The organism is Treponema sp. OMZ 788, from assembly GCF_024181245.1.
Lineage (GTDB): Bacteria > Spirochaetota > Spirochaetia > Treponematales > Treponemataceae > Treponema_B.
The window spans coordinates 1,491,328-1,518,220 of record NZ_CP051199.1; the positions used below are offsets into that span (position 1 = coordinate 1,491,328).

General features: G+C 37.8%; 24 protein-coding genes, 1 tRNA gene and 1 pseudogene. 6 read left to right on the forward strand and 20 right to left on the reverse strand.

The features are described from left to right. The first annotated feature begins 70 nt into the window (after window positions 1-70). Complete coding sequence (locus E4O00_RS07315; RefSeq protein WP_253676701.1) at window positions 71-844, forward strand: Rpn family recombination-promoting nuclease/putative transposase; 774 nt, start codon at window positions 71-73, stop codon at window positions 842-844. Window positions 845-1,047: 203 nt separating this feature from the next. On the opposite strand, the gene E4O00_RS07320 is transcribed toward E4O00_RS07315, so the two are convergent. Next, window positions 1,048-1,503 (reverse strand): PepSY-like domain-containing protein, encoded by a 456-nt coding sequence (locus E4O00_RS07320; protein ID WP_253676702.1) that lies wholly within the window; start codon window positions 1,501-1,503, stop codon window positions 1,048-1,050. Window positions 1,504-1,610: 107 nt separating this feature from the next. Here E4O00_RS07320 and E4O00_RS07325 point away from each other — a divergent pair, with 107 nt between their 5' ends. Together E4O00_RS07325 and E4O00_RS07330 are read left to right on the forward strand one after the other, a co-directional pair. Then, a complete protein-coding gene (locus E4O00_RS07325) occupies window positions 1,611-2,021 on the forward strand; it encodes a hypothetical protein (RefSeq protein WP_253676703.1) in 411 nt (136 codons plus the stop codon). A 14-nt stretch (window positions 2,022-2,035) separates the two neighbouring features. Continuing rightward, window positions 2,036-2,440 carry a S41 family peptidase gene (locus E4O00_RS07330; RefSeq protein ID WP_253676704.1) on the forward strand — a complete coding sequence of 135 codons (405 nt, stop codon included), beginning with the start codon at window positions 2,036-2,038 and terminating at the stop codon, window positions 2,438-2,440. Window positions 2,441-2,451: 11 nt separating this feature from the next. Here the strand turns inward: E4O00_RS07330 and E4O00_RS07335 are convergent, their stop codons facing one another. The 15 genes and pseudogenes from E4O00_RS07335 to E4O00_RS07405 all read right to left on the reverse strand — a co-directional run bounded on the left by E4O00_RS07335 (window position 2,452) and on the right by E4O00_RS07405 (window position 19,965). After that, the gene (locus E4O00_RS07335; RefSeq protein ID WP_371922727.1) at window positions 2,452-4,065 is read right to left on the reverse strand and encodes a S1C family serine protease; all 1,614 of its coding nucleotides are present in this window, start codon (window positions 4,063-4,065) and stop codon (window positions 2,452-2,454) included. A 64-nt stretch (window positions 4,066-4,129) separates the two neighbouring features. After that, entirely contained in the window at window positions 4,130-6,166 is a 2,037-nt protein-coding gene (locus E4O00_RS07340) for a tetratricopeptide repeat protein (protein ID WP_253676706.1), read from the reverse strand. Between the two features lie 9 nt (window positions 6,167-6,175). Continuing rightward, window positions 6,176-7,543 (reverse strand): tRNA lysidine(34) synthetase TilS, encoded by a 1,368-nt coding sequence (gene tilS, locus E4O00_RS07345; protein ID WP_253676707.1) that lies wholly within the window; start codon window positions 7,541-7,543, stop codon window positions 6,176-6,178. Window positions 7,544-7,648: 105 nt separating this feature from the next. Further along, window positions 7,649-8,260: a 50S ribosomal protein L25 gene (locus E4O00_RS07350; RefSeq protein ID WP_253676708.1), complete on the reverse strand. Its 612-nt coding sequence runs from the start codon at window positions 8,258-8,260 to the stop codon at window positions 7,649-7,651. Window positions 8,261-8,330: 70 nt separating this feature from the next. Further along, window positions 8,331-8,403, reverse strand: a tRNA-Gln gene (locus tag E4O00_RS07355). Window positions 8,404-8,475: 72 nt separating this feature from the next. Next, on the reverse strand, window positions 8,476-8,763 hold the full coding sequence (spoVG, locus tag E4O00_RS07360; protein ID WP_253676709.1) for a septation regulator SpoVG: 288 nt from the start codon (window positions 8,761-8,763) through the stop codon (window positions 8,476-8,478). A gap of 64 nt (window positions 8,764-8,827) precedes the next feature. Then, window positions 8,828-9,682 carry a 4-(cytidine 5'-diphospho)-2-C-methyl-D-erythritol kinase gene (gene ispE, locus E4O00_RS07365; RefSeq protein ID WP_253676710.1) on the reverse strand — a complete coding sequence of 285 codons (855 nt, stop codon included), beginning with the start codon at window positions 9,680-9,682 and terminating at the stop codon, window positions 8,828-8,830. Window positions 9,683-9,790: 108 nt separating this feature from the next. Beyond that, a complete protein-coding gene (locus tag E4O00_RS07370; protein WP_253676711.1) occupies window positions 9,791-11,179 on the reverse strand; it encodes an SGNH/GDSL hydrolase family protein in 1,389 nt (462 codons plus the stop codon). 15 nt (window positions 11,180-11,194) lie between these two features. Next, entirely contained in the window at window positions 11,195-12,685 is a 1,491-nt protein-coding gene (locus E4O00_RS07375; protein ID WP_253723787.1) for an MBOAT family O-acyltransferase, read from the reverse strand. A 21-nt stretch (window positions 12,686-12,706) separates the two neighbouring features. Further along, entirely contained in the window at window positions 12,707-13,333 is a 627-nt protein-coding gene (locus E4O00_RS07380) for a periplasmic-type flagellar collar protein FlbB (RefSeq protein WP_253676713.1), read from the reverse strand. 44 nt (window positions 13,334-13,377) lie between these two features. After that, window positions 13,378-14,433, reverse strand: coding sequence for a protease modulator HflC (gene hflC, locus E4O00_RS07385; protein WP_253676714.1), 1,056 nt, complete (start codon window positions 14,431-14,433; stop codon window positions 13,378-13,380). A 4-nt stretch (window positions 14,434-14,437) separates the two neighbouring features. Next, a complete protein-coding gene (hflK, locus tag E4O00_RS07390; protein WP_253676715.1) occupies window positions 14,438-15,394 on the reverse strand; it encodes an FtsH protease activity modulator HflK in 957 nt (318 codons plus the stop codon). A gap of 49 nt (window positions 15,395-15,443) precedes the next feature. After that, window positions 15,444-17,571, reverse strand: a pseudogene (locus tag E4O00_RS07395) (ribonucleoside triphosphate reductase). 24 nt (window positions 17,572-17,595) lie between these two features. Further along, window positions 17,596-18,057: a transcriptional regulator NrdR gene (nrdR, locus tag E4O00_RS07400; RefSeq protein ID WP_253676716.1), complete on the reverse strand. Its 462-nt coding sequence runs from the start codon at window positions 18,055-18,057 to the stop codon at window positions 17,596-17,598. Between the two features lie 144 nt (window positions 18,058-18,201). After that, window positions 18,202-19,965, reverse strand: coding sequence for an ATP-binding protein (locus tag E4O00_RS07405; RefSeq protein ID WP_253676717.1), 1,764 nt, complete (start codon window positions 19,963-19,965; stop codon window positions 18,202-18,204). A 159-nt stretch (window positions 19,966-20,124) separates the two neighbouring features. On the opposite strand from E4O00_RS07405, the gene E4O00_RS07410 reads away from it, so the two are divergent. From E4O00_RS07410 to E4O00_RS07420, 3 genes are read left to right on the forward strand one after another with little or no spacing between them, the layout of a single operon-like run. Next, the gene (locus E4O00_RS07410) at window positions 20,125-20,565 is read left to right on the forward strand and encodes a hypothetical protein (protein WP_253676718.1); all 441 of its coding nucleotides are present in this window, start codon (window positions 20,125-20,127) and stop codon (window positions 20,563-20,565) included. A gap of 10 nt (window positions 20,566-20,575) precedes the next feature. Then, complete coding sequence (locus E4O00_RS07415) at window positions 20,576-21,760, forward strand: hypothetical protein (protein WP_253676719.1); 1,185 nt, start codon at window positions 20,576-20,578, stop codon at window positions 21,758-21,760. 21 nt (window positions 21,761-21,781) lie between these two features. After that, window positions 21,782-22,474: a FecR family protein gene (locus E4O00_RS07420; RefSeq protein WP_253676720.1), complete on the forward strand. Its 693-nt coding sequence runs from the start codon at window positions 21,782-21,784 to the stop codon at window positions 22,472-22,474. Here E4O00_RS07420 and E4O00_RS07425 read toward each other — a convergent pair. Genes E4O00_RS07425 through E4O00_RS07440 form a run of 4 tightly spaced genes read right to left on the reverse strand, consistent with a single transcriptional unit; the run spans window position 22,433 to window position 26,893 of the window. Then, window positions 22,433-23,053, reverse strand: coding sequence for a YigZ family protein (locus tag E4O00_RS07425; RefSeq protein ID WP_253676721.1), 621 nt, complete (start codon window positions 23,051-23,053; stop codon window positions 22,433-22,435). The genes E4O00_RS07420 and E4O00_RS07425 overlap by 42 nt on opposite strands. Then, complete coding sequence (locus tag E4O00_RS07430; protein ID WP_253676722.1) at window positions 23,050-24,627, reverse strand: ComEC/Rec2 family competence protein; 1,578 nt, start codon at window positions 24,625-24,627, stop codon at window positions 23,050-23,052. The genes E4O00_RS07425 and E4O00_RS07430 overlap by 4 nt, the downstream gene beginning before the upstream one ends. After that, entirely contained in the window at window positions 24,621-25,793 is a 1,173-nt protein-coding gene (locus tag E4O00_RS07435; protein WP_253676723.1) for a hypothetical protein, read from the reverse strand. Before E4O00_RS07435 ends, E4O00_RS07430 begins: the two co-directional genes overlap by 7 nt. Then, window positions 25,790-26,893, reverse strand: coding sequence for a PilZ domain-containing protein (locus tag E4O00_RS07440; protein WP_253676724.1), 1,104 nt, complete (start codon window positions 26,891-26,893; stop codon window positions 25,790-25,792). Before E4O00_RS07440 ends, E4O00_RS07435 begins: the two co-directional genes overlap by 4 nt.

The following is a 26,893-nucleotide window of genomic DNA, read 5'->3' on the forward strand; positions in this document are numbered from 1 at the left end:
CTATTTTTTTCAAATAATAAGTATAAATATAATGAGAGGGGGAATTTGAAAAAAATTAATGGTAGAAAAAATGAAAAGATTTGAAGATTTAACATTACAGGATGATTTTATGTTTTGTAAGGTTATGCAAAACCCATATTTTTGTAAAAAACTTATCGAAATAATACTATCCGATACTATCGGCAGAATTACTTATATTTCTGTACAGCATAATATTAAAACCTACGAACAAGCAAAGTCTGTAAGGTTTGATGTTTTGGTACAAACAGAAAACGGTAAATTTTACGATGTGGAAATGCAGGTCAGCAACGAAAGGAATATTCCCAAAAGAATGAGATTTTACCAAGCTGCCCTAGATATTTCTTTTTTGGATAAGGGGAATTCTTATAACAATTTAAACGACAGCTTTATAATTTTTATCTGTTTATTTGATGTTATAGGCAAAAACAGGCCTATTTATACCTTTGAAAATATCTGCCTTGAAGATAAAAACATATCTTTACAAGACGGCACAAAAAAAGTTATAATAAATGCGGAAGCCTTTGAAAATACGAAAGACAAAGAATTAAAGGATTTTTTAACATACCTTAAAACAGGTAAGGCAAAAAATCAATTTACAAGGGGGATAGAAGAAATGATACAAACAGTAAAACAAAACGAGCAGGCAAGGCAAGAATACAGGTTATTATCTACTTTTGAAATGGACGCCAGGGATAAGGGATTTTCGGAAGGAACTTATAACAATAAACGCGAAACAGCTAAACTTATGAAAATGGAAAAATGTGATAATGATTTTATTATGAGAATTACGGGGCTTTCTGAAGCGGAAATAGAAAAACTGTAGTTTTATAAGTTTTGTTATTAAGCCCCCTATCCCAACCATTAAATTTCCCAAAAACCTCTGTTTTTATCTCAACTAAAAAATTAGCTCAAAACTTGCCTGAAAGCGGGGTTCTTAGGGGCAACGCCCCTAAGCAGCCGTTGAAGGGAGAGGGGGTAACAGGGGGAGAGGGAAACTTGCGTCTGAACAAGTTTCCATTTCCTCCTTTACTTATCTATCCTCAAAAATTTTCCCTTTAAATCGAATTTAAGCTCAAGGCCGCTGTCAAGTTCAACTTCCTGGGTCTTTTTTTCAAGATTCCAATCGGTGATATAGTTATCGGGATAATGCTTTTTGACATAGTCTAAAATTTCTTTTGGTATAACCGAATCGGGGAGTTTTGAGTTCCCGTCAATACCGGTGATTTCGCCTTTCGAGTTAAAGTCAAGCTCAATCATGTTGTCAAGCTTAATCTCGTATTTAACTGATAAACCGTCTTTTTCTTTTTCGGCCCTTAAAGGCTTTGCATCGGGAAAATGAGTTTTAACATAGTTTTGAGCTTTTTCGGGTAAATCGGTAAAGTTTATAAGCATCTCTTTCCCGTATAGCATACAAGACGAAAGAAGCAAAAATACGGCAAACAAAAAAATATGCCTTCTAAAAATCACAGATTGTTTTTTCATAAACACCTCCACGTGTAAACGGTATGAATAATATAATTAAATAAGGACAAAACGGCAAGAAGAAAATTCGCCTTGACAATCAATCAATTATCTTTAATAATATAACTATGATAAAAAAATATTTTGTGCTTTTTTTTGTGTTTACTATTTCGTTATTTTCTTGTTCAAATTATTCAAAGGGCGATGAAGAGCGTTTTATCCCCTTAAAAGAAATGAAAGCCGATTACGAATATTTTTGGGACTTTATCGATAAGGGCTATCCCAATAAAAATACATGTATAAGAAACGGAGCCGATTTAAAATCAATAAAAACATATTATGCCGAAAAATTAAAAACCTTAAAAACCGAAATCGATTATATGAAATTTTACGGTATAATATGCTCAGGAATTACCGACAATCATTTTTTCGGTCATCTAGGAATTGTAGATTACGGCTCATATAAAAAATATATTGAAACAATTTCATTAAAAGAAAAACGAATAGCGGTCTTTTCCCTGCAAAAATTTCAAAGATAAAGAATTTGCCGCACTTGGAAAATTTAAATAAAGAAGAGGCGGCTTCTTTTAAAGAATCCTATGATATAGAATATACCGTAGAGCCTAAAAAAAGCGATTTTCAATTTGACGGAAAAATATGGGTTCTTATAAATAGGAAATGCTATTCAGCCTCGGATGCCTTCGCAGCCTTTTGTAAGCAAACAGGCTTTGCAATTCTTATGGGCGAAAATACAGGCGGAGCGGGCTTGTTACCGATACATCCTGTCTATCTGAAATTTCCCAAAAGCGGAATGCTTATCAAATACGATATGTTCTACACCTTAAACCTTGACGGCTCAAACAATGCGGAAACAGGCACTGCCCCCGATTATCCTGTAAAACAACAATATGCTTTAAAGGCCTGTCTTGAAATAATAGAAAAATCCGAAAAAAATTAATACACAGCCTTTTAAAAGAAAAGGGGATTATCAAGGTAGGCGCTTAAAACCATAAAGCTGTCCATATAACCGGCCCTAACCTTTTTTGTATAGATATTCACATGAATAATCTCTTCATTATCTTCATCCCATCTTTTTCCGTTAAGCTCGATGTAGTCATTTACACCAAAGGCATTTTCGGATGCAAAGCTTCCGGGGATAACTTCAGAAACCCTGTAGGAATTTCTTTTACCCACAGATTCAAGTTTAAATCCGAAAACGGGAAGCATCGATCTTGCTATGCTGTCCTTTCTAAAAACCGAATTACCGGGATAGAGCGGCCGCTCGGCACATAAAACAGGCCAAGTTTTTTCTTCATAAATACCGGCTTTATTTTTTTGATAACCTTTAATGAGGACGATAGTTTCTGGAGCAATCGATAATAAATTTGCCTGTATTTCTTCAACCGAATTTACAGGAATACCGTTAAATTCTTTTATTATCGCCCCCTCATTTATACCCGAAATCGAAAAAGGGCCGTCTGGCAGAACATAGTTTACAAGAACCCCGGCGGGAACACCCTCAGCCGTATTGGAGCCTCCCTTTTGGTTTTGACCGTAGCAGCCCAGCCAAGAATGTCTGACTTCTCCGCCCTTATATAGATCGGGAAGGATAGCCTTTAAAAGCTCGACAGGAATTGCAAAATTAAGGCCCTCGTTTCTTTCAAGACCGGCAAAGACTACGGCTTGAACAAGGCCCTTATCATCCACTATGGGGCCTCCCGAATTCCCGTGATTTACGGCAGCATCTATCTGCATTATATCTACCATAGAAAAAAGCCTGCGGTACTTTGCCGATACTATACCTGATGTGAGAGTTTTTTCCAAACCGGCCGGAGAGCCGATTGCATAAATGGGGCTTCCGACCCCTAAGTCCTTCGAAGAACCCAGATTAAAAATAAACTGAGGTGTGTACTCGGTCTTTACCAAGGCTAAATCAAACAGGGGATCCCAGCCTACAACCCTTGCAGGAATTTTTATATTGGGATTATCGGGCGATTTAATATAAAGCCTAGAATAGCCGTTATATTTTTTATCGACCTCGCTTTGAATGACATGGTAATTGGTAATAAAATAACCTCGGGAATCTATAAAAAAGCCGGAACCGATAACAATATCGGGCGAGGCATAACCTCTTTGGACACGCGTTCCCCTGTCCACCCAAACGGTAAGGGAGCCCTTTATCATATCGTCTATATTTTGAGGAAAGGAAGACGAAGATCCGGCTAATGGATTTTTTTTATTTTGTAAATTTAAAAGAGGAAGATCCGAATTCTTTTTCCACACGGCAGACCTTTCTTCAAAGATACGCTCTTCAGTCCATCCTGAAGGGCGTTTTCCTATTGCCGTAAGAGACCTAAAATACCTGACAGCATCATCCCATTTTTTTTCGCTTATGCTTTCCAAAAATGCGGCTTCAGTTCTTTCTATCGATTCCGACTTAATCTTGTCAACCTCTTCAAAATTTGTTGTATTAAGATGAAGAATCTGAGATCTTATTAAGGCATCTGTTATTTTGCCTGACTTAAGCAGCTTTTCGGCATAGTCAACCTGATACAATACGCTGGATCTATCGGAGTAATTCACATACGAAACATTTTTGTTTGAAGTACAAGAAAAAATCATTACAAAGAGAAGGAAAAAAACTATTTTATTCATTGACGATTTCAGCAAAAACAAAACCTCCGGAACGAACAGCAAAAACTTCGATATTATTTATACTAAACACATAAGAAACAATCGGCAGACTTGTTTGGTTAAAGATTTCCACAATTTTTTCGTTTATTTTTTCAATTTCTACCGGATTTCTATTAAGCCAAAACAATTTACCTTTGTCGGAAGGAATAAGAATAACATTTTCTTTTCCGTCTAATAATTGATACGGTTTGCCTTCTTTATAATTAACCTGTACGATTTTATTAAATTTCGGATGAATCCATTCTGTTTGAGCATCTCCGTTTTCGTATTGCACATATTTAATTTCAGAGACCCCGTCTTCATTGCTGTCCCAAGTCTTTGTAACGGTATCGTTTTTTTCATAATATTCGGAATACTCATATAGTTTGTTTTTATTCAAATCTATATATATCCGGTTCAAGATGCCGTTTGCGTCATATTCGGTTTTTGTTTCAAAGTAGCCGTCCCCGTTTTTATCGGTGTGTTCAAAAACAGGTAAACCGTTTCTATAATTTGTTTGAGAATACAGTTCTCCCGACACGGTTACCTCGGCTTTTATAGGAATACCCTTATCAAAGAATATTTTTTTTATGCCGCCGTCTATGTAAGGCGTATTTTCTTCGGAAAAGGCCGAAGAATAAACCAGTGTACCCTCATGAATACTTCTTATATTTTTATCGGCCTTTAAAGAAAAAAAAGCTTGATCCTTTTGATGCATTCCATATAGTTTGAGATTTAGTTCTTTTAACTCTATAGGAGCCCAGTTTAGATCAAGAGGTCTCATAGTGTACCTTTTTCCGTCTTTTATAAAATTTTTAACGGCAGGATAAGAATCATAAGAAACGGAATAAGAATGTTTTTTACCATGGATTACTAAAGGAATACCGAAATTACATTCTACAGTGTATTCCGGGTATCCCGTTTGAAGCGGATCGAATTCCGCACACCAAGGACGGCCGTTTTTGTAATAAATTTGAGAATCGATAATAAGATCACCATTTTCATCATCGACAATCAAACCTTCATAGGACGATAAAAAAGTTTTAAGCTCATTTCTTAATTTTGTATTGACTACCAAGCGTAAAAGCTCAACCAGGTGAGATTCATACATAGCTTGAGTCAAAATATATTCCTTTAGAATCGGGTTAAAGTAATAAACCTTAGCCGATAAAAATTCGTTTACAGCCGTTTGCTCGTCTATTATACCGTATCTTAGACAAAGTAAGGTAGAGTAAGAACGGTTATATAGGCCGCTAATATCATGCGACTCGCTAAAGGGTAAATACATCCCTCGGTATAGTTTAAGTCTTCGAATATTATCCTCAGACCTCGTTTCAAAAGGGCTCGCAAGTAAAAGAAGGGACGGATCTTCATCCTGCCATGCATAAAGCCGTGAAATTATGTGTTCGGCCAATTTTTTACCGAAAAAACTTACCTTTTTGCCGCGTTCCCGCAAAAAGAATAATTTTGCAAAACTAGGATTAAAGGCCCATCGGTCTAAGGCTTCCGAAATAAGAGTTTTTGCTTCTTCATGCCGTCCTAAGCCGTAAAGAGCATCAGCCCTTACATAGTCCGATTCAGCAGAATCAAATGGCAATAGGTTTATAAGCTTAAGAGCCTCTCCGTATTTTAACATTCTTGCATTGACTTGGGCAGCCAATAAACGGCCGGCATTTATGTCGTATAACCGCCATATCATTCCGTCGGCACAGGCTGCATCGGCTTTTTGCAATATATCTTCATTAGGGTAATTTAACTTTAAACTGCATATTGCCTGAATATATAAAAAGTCGGCTGTTTTAGGATCATAAACTTCTCCAAGTTGGGCTTCAAACAAGGCATCTTTCCATTTTTCTTCAGTAAAAAGTTTGGAGGAATTCTGTAAGCATGATAAAGCAGCCGACAAATTTACCCTGTCACTTTGATCAGCATAAAGCCCCGTAAAAATCAAAAGAAAAAAGGCTAAAATCTTATATTTTAGTTTACAGTCATAAAATTTACAAGATGTCATCTTTTACCCCTATAAAAATTTTTTACCGAAAGCGGCTCCGTATATTCCTTTAACCACTCCGCCCTCCTCGATTATCGGCAAAATATTTCTATTTTCGTAGTCTATATTCCATTCATTTATAATTTTTTTTACCGATTTTTTTGAGCCGGAAGCCGTTTGAATTTCATCTCCTAAAAGCCGTGAACGAACACAAAAAGGCGGCTTAAAAGGGCCTATACCGCAAGTTTTATCGCTTTCATGCACAACAAAAAAGCCGCTTTCCGTTTCTACAGCCTTAAAAATTCCGGCCGGTGTATCAAATGTACAAGGCTTATCGATCCAAATGGAATAAAAAAGCTCATTTTGTTTTTCATCATTTAAATCTTTAAAAAGAAAGACCTCCTCGCCTTCTTTTTTTATGCAAAAGCCGCCCGAAAATACTATTTTTTTTGTATCTGAAAGCTTCATTAAATCTTCAAAGACGGAATACGGAACTCTTCTTTTTCCTTTTAAAAGAATTATACCCTCTTGAAGAAATTTAAGTTTTAAAGCTTTGTCAAGGCTTACAAAAAAAAGAAATTTACACCGGCAGCAGGCTTCCCCTTTTTCGTTTTTATACAATATCCATGATTCTGTTTTCGTTCTATAAGAGGCGTTAATAAAATCGTTTTGAGCCCTTATCTTTGCTAAACTTTTATCCAAGCCCCTTTGCCAGCCGTCAAAGCAGAGAGTCAAGGCCGGAACAAGATTATGCCTTACCTTATTCCTAAGATAAGAGGTTTCAAAATTAGTCGCATCCTCCCGCCACGGGATATTCCTTTCATTTAGATAGTCTTCAATTTCGGAGCGTGTAATGTTCAGCAAGGGGCGAATAAATCTGCCCCTTTTTGGAGCGATTCCCATAAGGGCCTCAGGTTCGGAACCTTGAAAAAGCCTCATCAAAACCGTTTCATAATAATCGTTTTTATTGTGGGCTGTCAAAATATAATCTGCATTTAAGGAATCCGCAGTTTTTTCAAATTCGCTGTACCTCAAAAAGCGGGCAGCATCTTCAATTCCGGTTTTTCGGTGCCGAGCTTCTTCAAATACCTTGTTTTTAGGAATTTCTGATAAAATACACGGGCATTTATTTTTACAAAAGTCTAAAACAAATTGGGCATCGCCTAATGTTTCTTTTTCAGGCCTTATATTGTGATTTACGGTTATGACAAAGATTTCGGCATTTATATCGTGCTGTAATTCCAAAAATGCTGAAAGCATAGCCATAGAATCGGCGCCTCCGGAAACGGCTAGCAAAAGCCTTACAGGGGCATTATAATGGCCGGCAAGCTGACCGATTTTTTTATCTGAAATTGAGGAAAAGCCAAGAAACACATCTTTTAAAAACGATTTTGCCATAGGATAGATTTTACATAATTTATAAAAATGGTCAACGATCAGAGAAAATAAAAAAACCTTCCGTATTTAAATAAACGGAAGGTTTTTTATAAAAATCAAATAAAATTATTTGGCTTCTTCAGCAGCGGCTTCATCTCCTTCAGTTTCTGCAGCAGCCGGAGCGTCGCTTCCGGCAAACTTGATAGCTGCAACAGTTATATCATCACTTGTTAAAACCGTAACAGCTTCAGGAAGTTTAATGTCTCTTACATGAATAGCTTGATTTACATCAAGGGCAGAAACATCAACGACTATTCTGGGAGGCAGATCTTTGGGGAGACACTCAAGTTCAAGTTCGGTAATACCAGTTTCAAGAACACCGCCGTGGCGTACGCCTTCAGGAGAACCTTCAAGTCTGAGCTTAACCTTTGTACGCAAGGTCTTTCCTCGTTCTACTTCATAAAAATCGATATGTTTAATCTTGTCAGTAACAATATCATGCTGAAAATCTTTAATAAAAACTTCGTAATCCTTTCCGGCAGCATTTAATGTTACAATAGTACTTTCGGTAACAAGCTTAAAAAGTTTCATAAATTCTCTTTCATCAACATCAAGAGAAACGGATTTGCCGTGGCGGTCATACATTACTGCAGGAATTCGTCCTGCTCTTCTCATTTTTACAGCGGCATTTTTACCGAATGTTGATCTTTCATTTGCATTTAACAGTCTCTGTTCCATAACCCCAGAACTCCTCTATTTACCAATTATTTAGTTTGCACAAAAACCGCCGATAAAAGCGGTCTTAAAACTGGGACGGTAGGATTCGAACCTACGGAATGACGGCACCAAAAGCCGTTGGCTTACCACTTGCCGACGTCCCAAAATATATACAAAAAGCAAAAAGCTAAATTGTATCCAAAAAACTATTACTACATCAAAACCGATTGCTTAAACTACATATCTTCCTCTGCATTTTGCTGAGGCATATGCGGCGTTTTTTCGTAAACCTCCAAAACAGCCTTTGTCATTTTCTCCCTAAACTCGGAAGTGATCGGATGAGCTATATTTTTAAACTCACCATTACTTAACTTCCGGCTCGGCATTCCAATGTACAAACCTTCACTGCCCTCAATCACTCTTACATTATGAAGGACAAAGCAATCATCGAACGTAATATTAGCATAAGCTTTTAAACTATTCCCCGGACTAACTCTCTGAACACGGACTTCTGTAATTTCCATACCGTCCTCCTTGCATAATAATATTGGTAAGGTCTTACCTATCAATATTTTACTACGCTTTCTATCAGAACGCAAGTAACAAGAAGAAAAAACATTGCGGATATTCCGCAAAAAGCTTAGAATAAGCATTTTTGACTATTTTTTCATCTTTAAAAAGCCCAAAAACCGAAGAACCCGCACCGCTCATAAGAGCAAAATCGGCCCCGTAAGTTAAAAGGTCTAGTTTTGCCTTTTTTATTGCAGGATATTCAAGAAAAAGAACATCTTCAAAGCTGTTAAAAAAAGGCCATTCACGGCAATCTCTGCCGCAAAAAAGCTCAGGATTAAAAGCAGGATTCGGTATTTCCGATTCATTACGCTTCAAAAGGCTGTATGCCCTAGGCGTTGCACTTTTTACTCCGGGATAGATTAAGATCCCAAAATAATCTGACGAAACGGAAATTCTTTTTATTTCTTCTCCGCGGCCTCTTACAACCGCAGCTCCGTATTCCAAAAAAAACGGAACATCGCTTCCTATTTTTAAAGCTATAGCCCTTAAGTCTTCTTCCGTTAAACCGGTAGAAAACATATAGTTTAGCCCCCGCAAAACCGAAGCAGCATCGGAAGATCCGCCCCCTAATCCGGCTCCTTCAGGGATTCTTTTTAAGATCCTGACGGAAATACCGCCGGAAATACCGGTAAAATGTTGAAACTCTTGATAAACCCTTGTAATGGTGTTTTCTTCAGGCAGGTCAGCCAACGGCGACATTACCCTACACTCTTTTTTATCCGGTATTCTTTGCATTAAAAGTTCATCGGCAAGAGAAATCGGAGCAAAAACACTTACAATGTCGTGAAATCCGTCCTTTCTTTTTCCTAAAACTTCTAAATGCAGATTAATTTTTGCATGAGCCTTAAGGCTAATCGCACTTTTAATCATGTCCTAAGCATTATATCCAATTATAAAGTTTTGTCAATACAAAATAAAGGAAATTTAGCTAATTTTTATAAGGTCATTTTAATAATTCTCAATAAATAAAAGAGATAATTATGGAGTACAAGGTTCTACATCCCAATCCTTATAAATAAGCTCCAAAAACGGATTCATAATATATTCTCCGCCTGAAACCGTATAATGATGGCCGTCATCTTTCATAAGCCTTATTTTTTTACCTTCCGCATTTTTGACGGTATCGGTATAAGGAACTCCTATTCCCGGTGCCACGCTGCTAAGGGAGAATTTGTTTAGGAGGACGGACGAATACTCTGATGCTATTTTTTTATGCAGTTCTTCAATATAAAGTAACTGAGCATTGTATATCTTATCCCGAACAATAGGCATACCCAGCCAATACACTTTTTTTGTGTTTGCAAATAAAATATCCAGATGATTTTTTATCTTATCCCGATAAGCAGACTCCCAGCCTTCCGTTTCTTTTACAAGAACTTTTCCGTTGTCTGCATAAAAATTTTGATAATCATTCATTCCTAAAAAAATGACGGCAATATCGTAGGGTTCATTTTTGCTTTCTTCAAAGACATTTTTTAGCTTTTTAGGCCAGTTATAGTAATCGCTTCTTATAAAGCCTGAAGAATGCACCGAAATCTCTTTTACTCTGATAGAAGACTTTTGTCCCGTAAGTCTTAAAAAACCTGCCGCAAGACTGTGCATTTGAGAATCTCCAATCATTAAGATTCGCAAGGGTTTTTCTGCATTATAAGAGTAAACCTTTTTAGGCTCATCAGGCTTTTCAGAATCAGCATCCCCATCCTTAGAGGCATCTTCTTTTTTTAACTCCAATTCTTTTTGCTCAAGCCTCAGTTTTTCAAGTTCCGAAATTCTCAGCTGTTCGAGAATTTTTAATCTGTCTAAAAGAGTATTCAGATTTTCGAGCTTTGATTCAAGCTCGTCTGCCATTTGTTTAAAGGCCGCAGCATCTTCAGGTTTTGAACCGGAATCGGTCATGCCTTCCGGTAAACCGTCCTGAGCCGTTTCCAATTCTTTTTCAAACTCATTGATAGAAGTTTTTTCATTATGAGACTTAGCAAAATCTTCTCCGATATTTTCCAAGGCTAAAAGCCTTTCCTGACTGATAATTTCTGCAGGATCCATGTAATAAAAAGAATCCCAATCGCTTAATCCGTCCAGTCCTGCATGATGCAAGAAAAGAATCCTTGCAGAAGGAATGAGTTTATCAAGTTTTAATTTTTCAGAAAGCTCATACACAGGCTTAACGGCAGCCTTGAAGACGGAGGCTGCATAAGGATTTTTTATTTTAGATGAAAAATCGTCTAAGGATTTGCCTAAAAGAAGCATAAAGAAAAAAATACAAAGAATAAAAAATAAAAGACTTTTGTTGGCGGAATAAAGGGATGGCCCCTTGTGTTTACGAGAAAAAAAACCGCTTATTTTTTTTATTTTTTCTTTTAATTTCATACTCTCAATTTTCACCTAAAATGCAAAATAAATAAAAGGCGGTATACCCGAGGTTGAAACGGCATAAAGAGCGGCTAAAAAACTCACGGTCATAACGGCCTTAACAATCATCGGGAAACGGCTATATATTGTAAAAGTTTTTTTTCTTACACTTTCCGAAGGAAGCTGTAAAAAAAGACCGGCAAAAAAGACTAAGAGGATAAAGGGGCTTATAATTTGAAAGGGCTGCATAATATTTCCTAAGGATTTTATATATAAACCAAGCTCAGAAAGAGATGACGAAAAAAATACCAGCCAGCTGATGTTTATAAATATAAAGACCGGTATAATTTTTAAAAAGTCAAAACTTTTTTTTCCGGTTTTTTCTTCGGCTGAAATCCCGCCGGTTAAAAAATCGCCGGAGACGGTTTTATTTTTTTTCATCTCAGAAAAAATTCTTTCGGCACAAAGCATTGTTCCCTGCATTGCTCCCCAAATTAAAAAGGTCCACGAAGCCCCATGCCAAAGGCCGGCAATCAGCATCGTGAAAAAAAGAGCAAAGAGAGCTCTGGCAAGGCCGAAGCGGGATCCTCCTAAGCCGAAATAAAGGTAATCACGAAGCCACGAAGAAAAACTGATATGCCACCTTCTCCAAAATTCGGTAACGGATTTTGAGATATAAGGCCTGTTAAAATTTGCAGGCGTATTAAAACCTAAAAGAAGACCTATACCTATAGCCATATCGCTGTATCCCGAAAAATCGGCATAGATAATTATCGTATAACATAGTATTCCGAAAATAAGCTCCCATGTATTATAAAATGAAGGATTTGCAAAAATTTTGTCTGTTACAAGAATAGTTAAAAAATTTGAAATTATCATTTTTTTATAAAGGCCCGAAATTAAAAGTAAAATTGCACGGTCAAAGGCTATGGGTTTTGCACCTTTTTCATTGTCGCAATTAAGAGCCCGAGGGAGGTCTTTTAAAAAATATTCAGCCTGAACAATGGGGCCTGATGACAACTGAGGAAAAAACGAGACATATAGCAAGAAATCCCAAAAAGATTTTACATGCCTTATCTTACATAGATAAATATCAAATACATAGCTCATACATCTGAATGTATAATAAGAAATACCAACAGGAAGCAGGAGAGTCCAAGAACGCACATGGCTTAAAAAAGGAGAGGCCGAATACATTTCGGGGAAAAAATTATTAAGATACGACAGAAGACCGTAAAGATACTTAAAAAATCCCAAATATAAAATATCGAGAATGCAAATAATGATAACGATGGCTTTTCGGGGGGCGTAATTTTTTTCTTTATCGATAAGAAAGCCGTAAAAATAATTTATCATGGTAAATACAAAAAGCAGGATACAAAAACGCCAATCCCACATCGCATAGAAAAAATAAGATGCAGCCGTCAAAAGAATTTTCCGTTCTTTTTCCTGCCTAAAAATATACCAGTATAAAAAAAACACCGAGAGAAAAAATAGGGCAAATGAAATCGTCGGAAAAAACATGGTTTAAGTTTAAATTATCTATTACGGAAAAGTAACAGGCTTATTTGCCATCTTACGCTGAATCTCTGCAGCCCTGGAGGCAGGCATCAAAGAAAACCAATAAGCCACCGAAGAGTTTTTACCTTCCTCTATTGCCATCTTTTCTACAGCCCTAAGCACATCTATCACATCCTGATCATCCATCGAAAGAAGATTAGCAACAGCCTTATCCGGCGGCATTCCGTTTATATATTTTGCTATTTGTATTATATTGGCCTCGCGGGCATCTCTTTCCACAATCAAAAGATTAAAGTTCTTTTCTTTTTCTTCTATGGCAAGTCTGCGGTCATCCAGCTCCTCAGCAACCTGTTTATTTTCGTTTTCTTTCGATTGAACATCTTCTTCACGCTTGTCCAATTCTTGAGAACGCAGCTCTAAGGCCATCAAGCGTTTTTCGTAGCGGTCATTTTCCAAATCAGCCATCTCATCGGCATCTAAAGGAGCAATTCCCTCCGCAGTTTTTAAGCCGAAAAGGGAGTAAACAGGAGAAAATAGACTCCTTGAGCTTATCAGCCCCAAATAATCAAACCACAATAGGCCTCCGAAAACGAGTAAAACAATCAATATCAAAAGAACAATAATTCGTCCTATAGTTCCGCTTCTTCTCAAAACTTTTACCCCCTATACAATATCGGAAAAAATTTTTCTAAAGGTTAATGCTTATACAAATACTGAAAATATTCCATATCGGTTGAAAGGATTTTTTCGGTTTCGGGCAATGAATTTTTATAAATTTCCATACTCTTCCAAAAGCTGTAAAATTCGGGGGACTTGCCGTAGCTTTCGGCATAGATTGCAACAGCCTTGGCATCGGCATCACCCTTTATCCTTTCTGCCTCGGCATAGGCCTGAGACAAGATAGTCCGCTTTTCGTTTTCCAACTCTCCGAGGATTTTAAGTTTTTCGCCGTCGCCGGTTGACCTAAATGTTCCTGCAATTTGATTTCTATCCTTTATCATTCGGCTGAAGACCGAGTTTTCAAGCTCATCGGAATACTTAATTTCCTTAAAGATAAGGTCGACAACTTCCAAACCGAATTCGTCAAGCTGGCTGTTTGCCTTATCCAAAATTTCATCCGCAAGGGCTTCCCTTCCCTTTTTTATTACAGGGAAATTTACCTTTTCGGTCTTTATCGAGCCGAGGTCAACTTCGGCATTATCGATATTAAATTCTTCCGTTTTTCGGCTCTCGTTTATGATATTGGAACTTCTTACAACATCATCAAGACTGTTTACCGAAATAATATCCCGTACCGATGAGTCCACTATATCCGAAAGGCGTGAATAAGCGCTTTCATAGGTGGTCAGGGATTCGTAGAATTTTTTTACATCGATTATACGCCATCGGCTGGTGGTATTTACCTCAAGGTATTGTTTTTCTAAGGTAAGAATCTTTTGAGGATCACCGTCTAAGCGAAGGAGTTTTGCCGTATACTTGTTTACGGTATGAATCAAGGGCATTTTAAAATGAAGACCGGCTTCTTTTTCGGTCTTTACGACAGCACCGAATTTTGTGATAATAGCAACATTGCCCTCATTTAAAGTATAAAAAGGCTTTAAGAAAAAAAACAAAACAAAAATTATAACTATAAAGAAAAACCATCCCAAACCTTTTTTATCTTTTTTTGTTTTTTCAGGCTTTATCTTATTTTTAGAAGAATCTTTTTCGTATTGAACATCTTCAGCATTTACATTTTCATAGTTTTCCATAAAATTAATTTCCTCCCTTATTTAATTCTTTTAAAGGTAAAAAGTTTTTTAAATTTTTATCGATGAGGGTTATGTTCTCATTATTTTTAAAAATAGCATCGAGGGTTTCAAGGTATAGTCTTCTTCTCGTAATGTCGGGAGCCTTTACATATTCGGAATAAACGGCATTAAATCGGGCCACATCACCCTTTGCCTTGTTGATTCTTTCGGAGGCATAACCTCTGGCTTCTTCAATCATTTTTTGGGCTTCACCCTTTGCCTTAGGGATTTCCTTGTTGTAGGCTTCTTTTCCTTCGTTTATAAGCCTATTCATATCCTGAATTGCTATGTTTACATCCTCAAAGGCGGCTTGAACTTCCTTGGGAGGTACGACATTTTGAAGCTGTACCGATGAAACTGAAATTCCAAGTCCTACCTGTTTATATTTTTCGTTCATTTGGTCCCTTGCCAAGATAGAAATACTGTCACGGTCTAAACTGATTATGTCCATTATAGCCCTGTCGCCTACCAAGCTGTTTACAACGGATTTTGAAACATCCCTGATCGTCTTATTTCTTTGAGCTTCCTCAACATTAAAAAGCCAGGCCTTGGGGTCAACAATCTTGTATTGGATTACCCATTCAACATTGATAATGTTTAAATCTCCTGTGAGCATAGAAGACTCATTCAAAATAGCATTTTGGTATTCGCTTCTTTCACTGGATCTTGAAGTTCGGAAGCCGAATTCTTCCTTTTGTACTGTCTTAACAGGAACCTTGTAAACCTGGTCTACAAATGGAATGACAAAGTTAAGCCCCGGAGCAAGGGTCTTTGTATATTTACCGAAACGGGTAACAACTCCGTTATCTGTTGTGGGGATAACTTTTATTCCCGAAAAGGCTATAAGGGCAATCACTATCAATATTATTATTGTGCGTAAAACTCCCAAAACCTTTGAAGGATCAACCTTTTTTTGCTTCATTTTTTTTCCTCCATGAAGAATTTATTTTTTAACATTCATTCTAAAAAGCTTAAATTTTAGAAGAGGCTTTTAATACTTCGGCCCTTTCTTTTTCAAGCTCGGCCAGTTTTGCTTCCAGCTTGGCCTGCTTTTCACGCTTGCAATAAGGGCACTCAAAATGCTCGCCCTCAAGATAACCGTGAATCGGGCATATCGAAAATGTCGGCGAAATTGAAAAATAAGGAATACGGTAATTGTTTGCAACCGCCTTAACCAGATCTCTGCATGATTCCCAATCCTTTATAGACTCGCCCAAGAAGATATGAAAAACCGTACCGCCCGTATACTTACGCTGTAAACTTTCTTGATGATCCAAGGCTTCAAAAACATCGGTAGTATAGGCAACGGGAAGCTGACTTGAATTGGTGTAATATGGCTCGGCATCTCCTGAAGTAATTATATCGGGAAACTGATTTTTATCGTGGCGTGCGAGTCTGTAAGAGGTACTCTCTGCCGGAGTAGCTTCAAGGTTGAACAAGCTGCCTGTTTCTTCTTGAAAATCTGCAAGGCGGTTTCTCATGTATGTTAAAACCTTTTCGGCAAAGTCCTTACCTCTTGCGCTCACAATATCCTCTCCCAAAAAGTTTAGGCAGGACTCGTTCATACCGCAAATACCTATTGTAGAAAAATGGTTATTTAAATGATGTAAATACCTCTTTGTATAGGGGAATAGGCCGCCTTCCAAGAGCTTTTCGATTACCTTACGCTTCATCTCAAGGCTTTGCTTTGCTATATCCATAAGATAGTCTAAGCGGTCAAAGTAGTCTTTTTCAGTTTTTGATAGGTAGCCGATCTGAGGCATATTGATGGTTACAACCCCTATGGAGCCAGTAAACTCATCCGAGCCGAAAAGACCTCCGCCTCTTTTACGCAGTTCCCTTTTATCCAGTTGAAGCCGGCAGCACATGGAACGCACATCCCCAGGGTTTAGGTCGGAATTTATAAAGTTTTGAAAATAAGGCGTACCGTACCGGGCAGTCATCTCAAAAAGCAATTTTGCATTAGGGCTTGTCCAATCAAAATCCGAAGTGATGTTATAAGTCGGAATAGGATATTGAAAACCTCGGCCTGCGGCATCCCCTTCAAGCATGAGTTCAATAAAGAGCTTATTTATCATGTCCATCTCTTTTTGACAGTCGCCGTAGGTAAAGTCTTGAGTTTCGCCTCCGACAACGGCCCTTTGGTTTGCAAGGTCGGGAGGACATACCCAATCCAAGGTTATGTTTGTAAAGGGAGCTTGGGAACCCCAGCGGCTGGGAGTGTTTACACCGTACACAAAGCTTTGAAGGCACTGCTTTACGCTTGTTTCATTCATATTGTCTTTTTTTTACGAAAGGTGCCAAATAGGTGTCAAAGGAGCTGAAGGCTTGTGCACCTGCCCACTCGTTTTGCATAATGCCTAAAAAGTTGACTATCTGCTGAATAAGGGTTGATAAATGTTTTGGAGGCTTTGAGGTAATCTTATCCGGAACACCGCCCAAGCCCTCGTGGATTAGCTGTCTTAAAGACCAGCCTGCACAGTAGCCTGAAAACATTGAAAGGTCATGGATATGAAAGGCTGCCGTTATATGGGCTTCGGCAATGGCAGGCGTATATATATTTTTAAGCCAATAGTTTGCCGTAATGGTTCCTGAGTTATGAAGAATAAGACCGCCCAATGAAAAATTGACATTGGCATTTTCTTTTACGCGCCAGTCGGATTGGCTTAAATAGCCGTCCATGGTGCTGTTGATATTGAGCATGAGGCTTTCCGCATCCCGCACAGCCTCCCTCTTTGCCCTATAAAGAATATAGGCCTTTGCAAGACGGGCTTCCTGCTGTTCTATTAAAACAAGCTCTACCACATCCTGAATTTCTTCGATTGCAGGGATAGAATGAGCATAGCGTGAAGCCATAATGGCTTTAAGCTTTTCTTCGACCTTATCGGTTAAAAAAACAGCTTTTTTATCGTTAGGACTTCCGTCGACGGCGGCTATAGCCTTGTTGATTGCTTGCTCTATCTTTTTGCGGTTATAGGCCTCAATATCTCCTGAACGCTTTACCACCGAACGCAAAATTTCCGGCTTCGATTTTTCCATAGTACCTAAAAAGGACTTCCACTCAGGAAACACCGTTTGATTTGTAGCTTTTTCCTCCATAATTTTTAAATACCTCCCATATATTTACTTTATTTTTCGCACCTTTTTTACCTCGCTGACAAATTCATCCAAATTACTGAATTGTTTATAAACAGAGGCAAAACGGATATAAGCTACCTTGTCTATGGAGTACAAATGAGATAGAACTATCTCCCCCAAGACTGTAGTCTCAATTTCTTTGCTAAGACCCGAATTTACAATTGCCTGATCTTCAATTTCGGTAACAATATTTTCTATAGTGTTTAGGGAAACGGGACGCTTTTCAAGAGCTCTTTCAATGCCCTTTTCAAGCTTTTTTCTGTCAAAGGGTTCCCTCCGGCCGTCCTTCTTGATAACCATAAAGGGCTTTTCTTCAATACGCTCATAACTTGTAAAGCGGTAACCGCAGGCAAGACACTCCCGCCTCCTGCGGATACATTCCCCTTGAGCCAGGGTTCTTGACTCCATAACCTTATCGTCGCTGCTTCCGCAATGCGGACATCTCATATTTAACTTAACGGACACCTAAAAGCAGGCATCCTTCCCTCCCAAAAATAGCGTATCTAATTATATACTACAGGATAACACACTATATATAGTGTGTCAATAGCCGCTATCAAATTCTTCAAACAGCGGTCAATGGATTTTCAATTATTTTTCTCCCAAAAGCTGCTTTATCTCGAAAATTTCGGCGGACATGGCAGAACGCTGCATCGATTGGTACTTTTTCGGAACCATCTCCTTGCTTGTACATTCGATTGCGGCAACCAAATTTTGTAATTCTATTTCGTAGGGATAGGAAGGCGGAATAAAATCGGCTATAGTTTCCTCCAAGTCTTTTTGTATAACCATCGCCCTGCCTTCTACGGTTGCATTCATCTTTGCACGCACAAGTATGGCTTCAATATCTGCACCGGATACATCGAATTTAATCTTCCTTATTACCGAATTTAAATTTACCTCATGGAGCTTGATACGGAGCTTTTTTTGGAGGGTTTCAAAAAGATCGAGCCTTTCGGCATCGGTCTCCGGGTAAAAAAGGGCCAGATGTTCCTCTGCTCTGCCCTGCCTTTTTAAGTCGACAGGAATTAAGTCAGGGCGGCAGGTAATCAAAAACCAGATTATCTTTCCACGGTATGCAGTATTTCCCATAAAATTCGCTATCTGGGCAAAGACACGGCTTGAAGTACCGGATATATCGTTCGCAGTCCGGTTTCCGAGAACAACATCGGCCTCATCTATCATTACAGCCACGGGCGACATAGCCCGCAAAATATTAAGCACTTTTTCAAGATTCGATTCGGTCGCCCCCTGCCATTGTGAGCGGAAATTGCGTAACCTAACCATGGGAATGCCTATCTCTCCTGCAAAGGCCGAAACTATAAAGGTTTTTCCGGTACCTATTGGCCCCGAAATAAGATAGCCCATTGGGAGAACATCGGTTCTTGCAGCCTTTAAGGCCTTTGCCGCAATTTTAAAACGCTTTTTTACAAAGTCATGGCCCGAAACAAGGGAGAGGTCATAATCGGTATCTATAAATTCCAAAAGGCCTCCGGCCTCATTTTCTATGATTTCCCTCTTTTTGGCGGCCAAATAATCCAAACTTATAGGCCTATCATCTTGGTAGGACTCCCCTACAAGCTGGTACAGGTTCAAAAGGTTCAGCCCCGAGGTTAAAGCTCCCATTCTTTCAGGGCTTAAGCCCCTCTCGGCTAAAAGGATTTCCTCTGTCCGCCTTAAATGCTCCAAAAAATTAACCCTCACGGCAGCATCCGGCAGAGGAATACGAACCTTTATGGTAGAAGGAGATGCTGTAAGTCTAGGGTTTAGGTCTGTGAGGTTCTCGGTAAGCATTATTATGGATATATCTTCCCGCGTAAAAGAAGGCTCATGAGACCACCTGTTTAGGGTAACAAGACAATACCTGTCGGTTTCGTCCAAATTTCCTATCTCGTCGGCCGGAATTATAGTTTCAGCATAATCTGCGATGAGCACAATCCTCAAATTTTTCCCGAAGTTGAGCACAAAATATCTTTCAAGATACGAAAAAGCTTCTTCCGGATCACGGGATAAAAAGGCTGAAGGAGGTACATCTGGATAGTTTCTGTGCATTGTTTCGAGGTAGGCTCTTTCCATATCCGAAGTACAAAAGGAAATACCTCCGGACTTGTCGTAATATACTATTATGTCTTGATTCCCGAAAAGAACTTCGGAAATATAGTCCCTTATTCTTACAAATAAAAATTTATGCCCATATTCAGCCATTTGATGGGGCAAAAAATCCCTGATATTTCCATGCACAAAGTAAAGGTTTGCAGTTTTTGAACAATATTTTCTGGAAAGCTCCTGTGCCCACTCAGGCAAAATATCTATGTAGGCACTATTTTCTTTAATCAGTTGTTTTCCTGCGGCCATAATCCCTCCCGCCTTATACTAACAATACACCAAAAAGCATAAAAATTCAAGAAGAAACCGATTTCAATTTATAATTGTATTTTTTTATCGTTTTGATTGTTATTTTTTAATTTTTGTGCTATAATTTAGTACAAGTTTATGAGAAATTGAGGAGGAAATATGAAAAAATTGTTCTTAATTTTAATATGTTTAAGTATTGGAACTCTGATTTTTGCACAATCGGCAGAAAAAGTCGATGAGATTTTAGACTCTAAAAATTTAACAAGAGGGCAAGCCTGTTACCTCGTAGGAACAGCAATCGGAGAAGTTAAGGAGGCTGATTCTTATCAGACGGCTTTCGACAAATTTAAGGGGCTTAAAATGTTTGAGAACAAAAAACATGATGAGCCGATTCGGTTTGACGAATTTTCAAATCTGGCCTTACAATATTCGTCCATAAAACACGGTTTATGGTATTCAATCGCAAAAAATCCGCATTATGCTTTTAGGCAGCTCAAGATAATGAAGATGATACCGCAAAAAACGGTACCTTCTTCGAATATTACGCCCTTTACCGCGATTAACCTGTTAGCAAAGATAATGCCCAAAGCAGACAGATAAGGAGAAATACATGAAAAAAATAAGAACCCTTACATTTTTCTTTTTGATTATTTCGCTGAGCCTTTCAGCCTTTGAAGCAGGCGGAATTTTTAAAACAGGTATAGGCCTCGATGTCGGCCAAAAGAATAAAAATCAGAATCTTTCACTCTCTCATTTTGACAGTTTGTCCCTTTGGGCTAAACAAAACTTGGACAAAGAAGGAAACTATAATTTTGCCATTCAGGCTTCATATTTGCTAAATTTAAAAAAACCTATAAAACCTCAAAAAAAATTTGATGCTAAAAATGACATTACGCATATCGCAAATTTGGATATGCTCAAGTTTAGTTTTCTAATCCCTATCGGCAGCAATAGTTTCAATATTGAAGCAGGAAGATATAACATATCAGATATTACTGCAACGATTCTTAACCAAAATATTGACGGTATTTATCTTTCTTATACAATGCCTCAATTTTCAACATTTTTTAACCTTGGATATACCGGACTTTTGAATACTTATGTAAACCCAATAAATACACCGGATATAAAAGCTATATCCTCAAAAGAAGCAAAAATTTATAATCTAGCCCCATCATTTGCTCATATATCTGCATTATTCAAAATTCCATTTGCCTCATTGAGACATACAGCAAACTTGGATTTGAACTCTTTTATCGCAACATCAAATCCGAAAGATACCAATAACTATATATCAATATCGTTAAATGGTCCGATAGTAAAAGGTCTCTTTTATAATGCCTCAGTCACCAGCTCAATTATAACAAGGAATAAAAAAGATGTAAAAGCCGGATTCTTTGTACTGGGCGAACTTAATTATTATTTCAAAAAGTATAGTTCAAAAATAGGTTTAAAAAGTGAATGGTTTTCTGGAGGAAAGCAAGAGTTTAAATCTTTTACAGTTTCAAACGCCTCAAAAGTTAAGTTTATTGAAAGTAATGACTTATGGAAAACGGGATTAAATGGGAGCATAAAACCTATAGCCGATCTATTCTTGAGTACTGAATTTAACATTATGACACACGGAATGACTCAGCCTAAAGGAAAAAACTTTCTTAAAGGCTTTGAATGGTCGACATCGGTCAATTACACTATACTTCAAGATATAGCGGTAAGCGGAGACCTGGGTATGTTCATAGAAAAAAATGGAAATATTGATGCCCGAATAGGATTAAAGGGTATAATTTCCTTCTAAATTTTTTATAGGAGAAGAACAATGAAAAAGATTTTTATTATTATCAGCCTTATTTGTCTAAGCTTATCTCTTACGGCAATGAATGGTGAAGTAATTGCCGTTAAAGGAAAAGCAGAAATAAAAAAAGGCGGAAATTGGCTGCCTGCAAAAGCAGGAAACAAAATCGAAGCCGGAAGTATGATTTCAACAGGATTTAAGTCAGAACTAACTTTAAAGATTGACGGTTCAGTTATTACGGTTAGGCCTATGACAAGACTTACTATCGAAGAAATCACACAAAAGAATGAAGCCGTCTCTTCCGAAGTTTACTTAAATGTAGGCTCAGTGAAAGCGGATATAAAACCGGCATCAACAAAGAAGGTTGAGTTTAAGGTAAAAACTCCTGTTGCAACGGCTTCCGTTCGAGGAACCTCAGGCGAAATCGGATCCGATGGTCTTTTAATAGGAACAAGCGGCTCTTGGTCCTATGTAAACAATAACGGAATTGAAACTAGGGTAAATATCGGGGACTCGGTTATCATTAACGATAGCGGTATGGTAACTCCGGCACAAAACATTAAGGCCAATGAGGTTTTACCTCAAACTGTAAAAACTCTTGCAGAGGCAGAAGCTAACTCTCCGACAATTACATCTCAGACTTTAGCATTTGAAGATGTGGCAAGTGTTGCTTCATTAGTAACAAAAGTCAGCATTAATATCGGCTGGGAAGACTAAACTTATACCGCCCTTTGAAGCATTCTCAATAAAGGCTTCAAAGGGTATTTTTTTTTCTTCAGGAATTTGACCTTTAAATCTTATCTTTTCTTCATAAGCCAATTCTAAATGTTCAACTGAAAACTCATCAAGATGACGCTTTAAATTTTCCCATTCGGAATAGGAACATTCAAATCGGAAAATAAGCTTTTCGATAAGATCTTCAGTTTCGGCTTCCTTCAAAACAAGTTTTGCAGAATCGGAATAAGCCTTTACCAAACCGCCCGTTCCTAAAAGAGTACCGCCGAACCAGCGTGTAATAGTAAGCATTATGTTCGTAATACCTGAACCCTTGAGCACGGCAAGAGCCGGCCGGCCGGCGGTACCGGAAGGTTCTCCGTCATCGGAACAGCCTAAGACTTCGCCGTTTTCGCCTGCAATAAAGGCATGAACCACATGACGTGCATCCTCATATTTTTCTTTTTGGCTTTTTAAAAGTTCCCTAGCCTCAGCCGCAGAATTTATAGGGAAAATTTCCGATAAAAATCTTGAATTTTTTACGCTGAGCTCACTCGAAACATATCTCATTAAAATTTTCATCTTAAAAGGCTCTCCCTAATTTTTAACATCTTATCGGCATAAAACATACAAACCAATCCTGCCGTAAACGGGATAAGGCAAAATGCCAAGGTCTCAAAAAAAGTCATTGCTGTAAACGGTTTGACTATCGCAAAAATCTTAATAAAAAAATATATCACATCATAAAAACCATTCAGCAAATAAGAAAAAATAAAACCGGTAAAGGGGAATAAAAGCGAAATAAAAATTGCTGCAAGCCCGAAAATTAAAAAGGCCGATATAAGGGGACTTATAACCACAGAGGCGATTATACCTATAGGAGCCAAAGATCCTATCTTAGTTATCACAATAGGTGCCGTAAATGTCTGTGCCCCTATCGAAGCAGAAAAACTTCCCAAGATTTTGGGAGGTATTTTCCCGTTTAAGATATCGAATACGGCACTTCCAAAGATAAGAATACCGGCCAAGGCTCCATATGAAAGCATAAAGCCTAGACTCAAAGCATCATCAGGTTTTACGGCAATATGAAAAATCAGCATTGTACATAAAACCGGAAGCATCGAAGGCTGAAGGCCTAAAGATCTTCCGAGAATAATTAAGATCATCATTCCCAGAGCCCGATTAAGAGATGGAGCGGCCCCTGCAAACCAAACAAAGAAGATAATGGAAATTAATGAGAATTTTATTGCGAGGCTTTTTTTTCCGAATATTGATCCCATCTGCAAGGCTGTTAAGCTGACCAACGAAACATGCATTCCTGAAAGGGCCAATACATGGGCAAGGCCGGCATTTCTAAAGGCATCTGAAACAGTCTTGCTTAAAAAATCTCTGTTTGCGGAAAGGAGGGCTAAAAGTAAGCCCCCGGCACTTCCCCACTCGGCCAATAAGCGCATGAGATAAAAACGCAAAAAAGCCCTGAACCTTAAAACTGAAGATTTCCAGCCTAAAAATTCCGGCACGGACTTATCTGCAAAAAAGGCTAAGGGGCTTATGCTGCTTTTCTTTGTACCGAAATGCCCGGCAGCTTCAAATCTTACTCCCTTGGAAAAATTGGTAAGAGCAATTTTTCTTGGAACAGAAAAAGAAGCATGAGCAGCGGCTGCCGTACCGAAGGCCTTATAGGCCGAAACTCCGTAAGCATTATTTTGTAGGACCATCTCCGAGGGAAAAAATATCTTTATATTTCCGCTTGAAGAAAATTTAGCACCATTCTTATATGAAAAAGATATAAGTTTAGCATTTGCAGCATAGTATTTTTCGCCTGCAGGATAGGCTTCTCCTGTAAGCTCTGCTTGAATACTGTTAACCTTATTTAATTCCCCAAGAGAACAGGGTTCGGCATAAATAAAAAAGAGATGCAATACCGCAAGGCTTCCTGTAACAATCCCTGCAAATATAAAAAACCGCTTCTTTTTTCGAAATATAAAACCGATTATAAGACTTAAAATAAAAATTAAACTTATTAAAAACTTATTAAAATAATTTTCTACCGCACAAAAAAAATAAAAAGATAATACGGCTGCACAAGCAGATACTACAATCGGTTTTAATACAAAAAACCTATAAGGGAATTTTAATTTTTTTTCATTTACCACTTTAACTCCTCTATGGCATTTCGAGAAGCTTGTTTAACCGTTTCAGAATAATTTAAGTATTCAACATACAATAGATAGTCAAATGCGGTTTTGTCGCCAAGCTTTCTCAAAGCCGTAATTACACTGAGCACTAAGGGCTCGCTGTATTGCTTTGTTTTTTCGGTTTCCGAATTTAACACACCTAAAAATATCGACAAATTTTGAGAACATTCGATTGTACCAAGATTTCCCATACAATCAATGATCTTTATAAGCAATTCATCGCTCCTTGAACTTGTTTTACGCAAGCTCTGTGCATAGTAAAAAAATTTATTGACCTGAGACGAAGCCTTACTCCATTTTAAAGCGGATAAAACAGGCAATGTTTCTTCAATCAAATTTTCAGAGCTTTCAAGATCCGGGCCTTTTAGATTTTTAAGCCCGTAATCTATTACAAGCTCACTAATCCTTCCAAGCTCAGGGCCTTCAATACGCTTATTTTCTTTTGCCAATAAATACAGTGTCCATATATATTGTATGTTTTTTTGTATTGTTTTAGCCAAAATTTCATCAAAATAATTAAAAGAAATATTATTTAATGCGGTTTTTACGGTATTTTTTAAACTATCATTTACAGGATAAAATAAGGTCTTCACAAGGATGTCAAAAGACGAAGGATCGGCAAAATTCCCGAGGGCTTCGGCATAAACCGTTAAAAGCTTTACATTAAAGGCCTTACCTGCAATTAAATCGGATAAACCTGAATCATAAAGAGAATTAAGATAATCAGTAAAGGCCGAATCTTTTTGTACTAATTTACTTAAGCTTTTTAAGCAGGCAATTTGAAAATCCTCGCTTTCAACAGTAGAGAACAAGTAGCGTATATTTCCGGAAGACTTTATCTCATTTAATTCTCCCAGCTTTGTTACCGCCATTATACCTATATTTAAAAGCCTCTCATCATTTTGCAATATTGCATAAGAATTTTTTACATATTCAACAGCATCTTGATATACCGGAACTAAGCTTTTATCATCAGACTGCAAAAGCGAACGCAAAATAACAACCTTTATATCAATTCCTGCAGAAATAAAATCTTTACGCAATTGCAAAAGCTCATCTTGATCTACGGCAAATCCGGAAAAAAAACAAAAGATAAAAGCGAAAATAAAAATTATTTTTTTCATACAGCCCCCTTATCTTCTGCAATATCATACAGCGTTTCATCTTTGTCTAAAAAAGCATTATTTTCTTCTTCCAAAATATTGCTTATAAATTCGGTATTATCATCCACGGCTATATTATATATATACGATAAAATAGCATTTTTCATTCTTTGATCTAAAAATTCGCATTGAAAATGAATTCGGGATTTATTGGAAGGCTGATCATACACAAAGCGGACAATCTTGCCGCACATTACTATTTCGGTATTCTTTAACTTAAATTGCAGTTTCATGCGTATACCCTTTGCAGCCTTGCCGCGTACAAAAAACATGGCCCCGTCTTCGGATATATCCTTTACATTTGATTTTACACCGCCTTGAGTTTCATAATCGGCATTATAAGGATCTCCGGCTCGAAGAGGAAACATCAAGCCTTCAATATCGCATGAAGCCCGAACCGATTTTCTTTTTTGTGTACGCAGCATTTTTTTTGAATGTTTAACAGAAATTTCTATGCGGTCATCTATTTTTTTTGCCTTCACAGATTCGGAAGTAAATACATATCCAGCATCATTTTGTTTCCAAAAATAAACCTTTATAGCCTTATTTTGCCAATTAACCTTTTCGGCCCTTTCTGCAGATGCATCAAAGAGGGCAAACACAAGCTCATCCTTTGTGTTCGCCATAAGTTTTCCGTAAACTGTCGTTTCCCTAGGAACAAAGAGAATACAAATTTGGCCTATATAGATCTCATGTGTCGATTCCAGTCTTCGCTTTTTTTGAACCTCTTCCAGTTCAATCTTTGTACGGTAATCATAGAGTTTGTTAAGTAAAATTTGCATTTTTTGGGAAACATCTGCATCCAGCTTGTTTTCAACCTGACGGGCAATAAATCGTATACATTCGTCCAAGGCAGCAACAGACCAAAAAAGACGGGACTTATCTTCAAGTCCGACATAGTTGGCTGTACGCCACAACAATAAAAGATTGGAAAACAAAAAGCCCCTATCCTTCCCTTCGGTAAAAAAGCGGATTGAGTCCAAAAATTTTCTTCCGGGAAGAGTAAACGAGAAAGCCATTAATAAAAGAAACACAATAACAAAAACTATAAGAATATACAT